The following is a 4,349-nucleotide window of genomic DNA, read 5'->3' on the forward strand; positions in this document are numbered from 1 at the left end:
AGAAAAATTAAACCACCTATCCCCTAAAGAATTTAGGGAACAGATGGTTTAGGTGTTTTAATAGGTGTCCCGTTTTCAGGGTTCACTTCAATCACCAGCTTGCCGTTTTTTTATAGCCCAATACATACTCATCAATTAAAGGAGTTATTATTTTAATCTCATATTAAGACTTTATTCCCAAAACTCTTCTTAAAGAAAAAAACTACTTATTTTTAGGTTTTTTCTTTAAGAAGAGTTTTTTATATTTTATATACCGCTATTTCACTTCGTCTTCATAAACTAAAAAACTTAAATTATACTCTTGCAATTTCTCAAACAATACTTCTCCATCGATTTTTAATAAATTCAAATGAATATTAAACGGTATATATCCAGCACGTTTATTTACTCGATACAATCGTTGTCCCTTTGCTGGTATAGAAGTGATATATCGATCCTCAATTTCCTCTTCCATTACAATCCCTAAAAACCTTTGCCCTTGGATTTCATAAGGTAAAAGGCCGAATATATCCTTCAAAGCGATTTTTACAGGATATTTAGGATTGTTAATAATCGTAATATATTCCATTTCTAAAATAACGGCCGGTTTCCTCGCAATAATCTTTTGAATGGTTTTCCAAAGTGCAACTAATACAACTAATGCAAGAACTGCAAATAAAATTCCTATTATAAAATTAAGCTCTTCTAATAAAAATGCAAGTGTTACTATAAATAGAAACATCGCTTCTACTGCTAATATTAAAAGTAATACACCTACTACTTTTACCTTTGATTCATAAACATAATATTTCTCCATATGATTCTCCCTATTAATCCACTTTAACATTTCAATATATCAGTCGTTGTAATACATAATAAATTTTTTTCTCATTGCCCCTTGTTAGCTAATACTTTGCGAAATTACAAATCTATTTTTATTAAAACCTTCTCAAATATAGGAACTGTATGTACTCATTCTTTGTTGCGCTTCTCTAAAAATCCTAATTTTGTATGTTATAAGTGATAATTTATTAAATATATATTAACATATTTTTCCGAATTCCAATTTAATTACCTAAAAAAATGTTTTATCGCTTCTAATTGAATTTTATGACTACATTCATCACAACAATATGCCCCTTTCGTTTCCTCTTTAAATCGCTTATATTTTTCACGTCCTTCGTATATTCGGAATATATTTTTACACGAAAAGCAAACAACCTCATAAAACATCATATGCATTTTCCTCTCCGTGTTTATACACTTTTTTTAATAACTTGAGAAAATCAGCTTTCTACATTGCAAATCTTAATATTCTCTCACTAAAAGGTTTACCTCTATTCTTATCGAATTATATAAATATCTTATAAAATGAGGTGAACATCTTGTTCAGTAATATAGAATTAGTTTTAGAGTAAACGTCAAGTAACTCCAAAATATACAATAATTGAGAAATATAAAAAAGACACTCTTATGAGTGCCCTTCTTAACAACTAAATTCGCTGCAGCTAGATCCAACTATGATTAATAAGATAAAGAGCACAACCAGTAATGCGAATCCGCCACCAAATCCACAACCTCCGCTGCAACTACCACCATATCCCATACGAATCTCCCCTTTGAGTAAGAGGGAAATTTTAAGTTCATATTTAATTATTAAAATAAACCGCACCAAAGTTTTCATTAAATCTTTCACACCAAATAGAAACCGCACCATATACACTTACATCTATCCCTTCAGGAATTTCGTAGTTTTGGTCTCCTTTATTTCCCTTTAATTTTCCTAATTCAATATACTGATAGTTTTTCACGTCTTCATTATTTTTCAAATGGTTTGTAGGAACTAATACAACTCGTACATCTGGTCCATTAGATGTTGTAAAATCAGAAAGTCGCAAAACACGTTTTCCATCCGCTAATTGATGAATTTTTGCCGTTCCAGTTGTTTCATGGACACCGTTTTGAAACTGTCCTTCACTTATTACTCGTTCACTTTGTTGCTTTGCTTCAGTTGATTGTACCTCTGTTTGTGGCAATGCTTCATTCACGTGTTTATCAATAAATAATTTCTCTGGTCGGAACAATGACCATAAAATCCCCAATACAATTATCAAACCACCTATAAACCATACATATTTTCTTTTCATAAAGTAAAAACCCTCCTATAACATACTGTGTAGTAGTATGTTAACAAGAAGGTCTTTCATTTTTATAACGTAAATATTACAAAAGTCTTTCAGCGTTCTTATTTTTTTCTGATGTGATGGGAAGAGTAAACCAAAATTCACTTCCCTGCTTACTATCTGCGCGATTCCTCACACCAATTTCCCCTTTGTGCATTTCTATCAATGATTTTGCAATAGCTAATCCAAGTCCGGATCCTCCAGATTGCGAACTTCTTGATCGATCTGTTCTAAAAAAACGTTCAAATACGCGTAATTGATCATTTGGAGAAATTCCCATTCCTTCATCCCGCAAAGTGAATTGGACCTGTTGAGTTTGTTCATTTTCTTCTATAGTCAATTCAATTGTTCCAGAGATAGGAGAATATCGAATTGCATTATGTAATAAATTACCTATGACCCTTTCTATTTTACAAGGCATAATCAAAAGTCGAGGTAATGTATCAGGAACATCCAATTGCATATGGATTTGTTTGTCTCCTAATAAGACAGAATGTGACTCTAATACATCTAATAGGACTTTATCTAAATGTGTGAAACTTGGGTGAAAATCTACTTGCTCAAACTCTAACTTTGAAAGATCAAATAAGTCGTTAATTAATCCACTTAATCTTTCTATTTCTTTTAAAATCGTCGCTAAGTATTGCTTTTTCATTTCAGGATCTTCAATCAGGTTATCTTGTAATGCTTCTATCATCAATTGCATGCTAGCCATAGGTGTTCGTAAGTCGTGTGAGATATTGGTAATTAACTCCTTACGGGATTTTTCCTCTTCCTCTAACTTAGTAAACCCTTCTTCTAACTTTTTTGCCATCTGTTGAAAGGCTGTTGCTAATTCTTTAAACTCCCGTGGTTCTTGCCCAATTATATACATCGTTTCAAAGTGTCTATCACTAAATTGTTTCGTCAATTTTATTAAATTTTGTATAGATCTCATGATAGGACGTGTCATTAACCAATAAATAAACGTTGAAATAATGAATGCCACAAATGCAATTACTGTTAATAACCGCGTTTGTTCCGGTTCAAGTAACATTTTCGTCTCACTATACCATATAGCAATTACCATAATACTGGTACTTAATAAATTCATGAGTAACAATTGAATACGTAACCTCATGCTTCATTTCCTCCATTTGGCTCAAAGCGATATCCTATACCCCAAACCGTATGAATCCAACGATTCTTTATTGTATACTTCTCAAGCTTTTCACGTAAACGACTCACTAGCACAGTAACTGTGTTTGATGCCCCTTCATGTCCAAAATCCCAAATTAGTTCAAGAAGCTGCGAGCGAGAAAATACTTGTTTTGGATGCTTTGCCATGAGATAAAGTACCTCAAACTCTTTCACCGTTAACTCCACTTCCTTATCACAAACAAGTACATATCTTGTCTTTGGATATATTTTCAAATCTGGAAATTCTATCACTTCCAATAGGGATTCTTTCGCTTGTATCGGTATCTGGCTTCCTCTTCTTAGTATAATTTGGACTCTTAATACTAATTCACGAGGGGAAAATGGCTTTGTTAAATAATCATCTGCCCCCATTGTTAAGCCTAAAATCCGATCCCTTTCCTCTCCCTTAGCAGTTAACATAATAATAGGGACATTTGATTGTTGACGAATTTCCTCGCATAATTCCCATCCATCTTTTTTCGGCATCATCAAATCTAATATAATTAAATCTGGTTGATGCGTAAGAAATAAATCCCAACCTTCTTTGCCATTTACAGCGGTATATACTTCATATTCTTCTCTTTCTAAATACCGTTTGCATACTTCTCGAATATTTGCTTCATCTTCCACGATTAAAATTCTTTTCTTCATATACTATCCTCACTTCTTTTTCACCAATAAAAAAAATTTTTTTCTATTATCCAATAAATATATCTTTATAGGTAAAGATGTAAAAACTGATCGCATCAATAAATCAGAATTCCAGATTTCGGCCTCTAAACGAATGAAAATTCAGAATAATGTTTATGTAATTCAGATAGTAATCTTAACATTTGATTACTTATATGACTAGATAAGCATTTGAAATAGTAGTATCTAAATCATATAAATTAAAAGGAATGAGTCCGATTCCATATGAGGGCACTGAAAAACTTGCGTTTTTTATAAAAAAATTCATTATAGAGAAAAATAAGGCGCTTTTTGTTCAATTTTGAACAGAAAACGCCT

General features: G+C 32.1%; 6 protein-coding genes. All 6 read right to left on the reverse strand.

Annotated features, from left to right (window positions below):
• Positions 1-256 precede the first annotated feature (256 nt).
• Positions 257-796 carry an STM3941 family protein gene (locus MR065_RS26815; RefSeq protein WP_242215715.1) on the reverse strand — a complete coding sequence of 180 codons (540 nt, stop codon included), beginning with the start codon at positions 794-796 and terminating at the stop codon, positions 257-259.
• Positions 797-1,050: 254 nt separating this feature from the next.
• Positions 1,051-1,221, reverse strand: a complete 171-nt coding sequence (locus MR065_RS26820; RefSeq protein WP_242215716.1) for a DUF2197 domain-containing protein — start codon at positions 1,219-1,221, stop codon at positions 1,051-1,053.
• 244 nt (positions 1,222-1,465) lie between these two features.
• Positions 1,466-1,585, reverse strand: coding sequence for a YjcZ family sporulation protein (locus MR065_RS26825; protein ID WP_215582665.1), 120 nt, complete (start codon positions 1,583-1,585; stop codon positions 1,466-1,468).
• A 43-nt stretch (positions 1,586-1,628) separates the two neighbouring features.
• Positions 1,629-2,126, reverse strand: coding sequence for a DM13 domain-containing protein (locus MR065_RS26830; RefSeq protein ID WP_242215717.1), 498 nt, complete (start codon positions 2,124-2,126; stop codon positions 1,629-1,631).
• A gap of 76 nt (positions 2,127-2,202) precedes the next feature.
• Entirely contained in the window at positions 2,203-3,282 is a 1,080-nt protein-coding gene (locus tag MR065_RS26835; RefSeq protein ID WP_242215718.1) for a sensor histidine kinase, read from the reverse strand.
• On the reverse strand, positions 3,279-3,992 hold the full coding sequence (locus MR065_RS26840) for a response regulator transcription factor (protein WP_242215719.1): 714 nt from the start codon (positions 3,990-3,992) through the stop codon (positions 3,279-3,281). Before MR065_RS26840 ends, MR065_RS26835 begins: the two co-directional genes overlap by 4 nt.
• Positions 3,993-4,349 lie beyond the last annotated feature (357 nt).

The sequence above is a fragment of the Bacillus cereus group sp. BfR-BA-01383 genome (assembly GCF_022663495.1).
In the GTDB taxonomy this organism is placed as follows: Bacteria; Bacillota; Bacilli; order Bacillales; family Bacillaceae_G; genus Bacillus_A; species Bacillus_A cereus_AU.

Bases quoted from the DNA above. Each gene is read 5' to 3' on its own strand.
- MR065_RS26815 (WP_242215715.1), bottom strand. From the start codon at position 796: ATGGAGAAATATTATGTTTATGAATCAAAGGTAAAAGTAGTAGGTGTA.
- MR065_RS26820 (WP_242215716.1), bottom strand. From the start codon at position 1,221: ATGCATATGATGTTTTATGAGGTTGTTTGCTTTTCGTGTAAAAATATA.
- MR065_RS26825 (WP_215582665.1), bottom strand. From the start codon at position 1,585: ATGGGATATGGTGGTAGTTGCAGCGGAGGTTGTGGATTTGGTGGCGGA.
- MR065_RS26830 (WP_242215717.1), bottom strand. From the start codon at position 2,126: ATGAAAAGAAAATATGTATGGTTTATAGGTGGTTTGATAATTGTATTG.
- MR065_RS26835 (WP_242215718.1), bottom strand. From the start codon at position 3,282: ATGAGGTTACGTATTCAATTGTTACTCATGAATTTATTAAGTACCAGT.
- MR065_RS26840 (WP_242215719.1), bottom strand. From the start codon at position 3,992: ATGAAGAAAAGAATTTTAATCGTGGAAGATGAAGCAAATATTCGAGAA.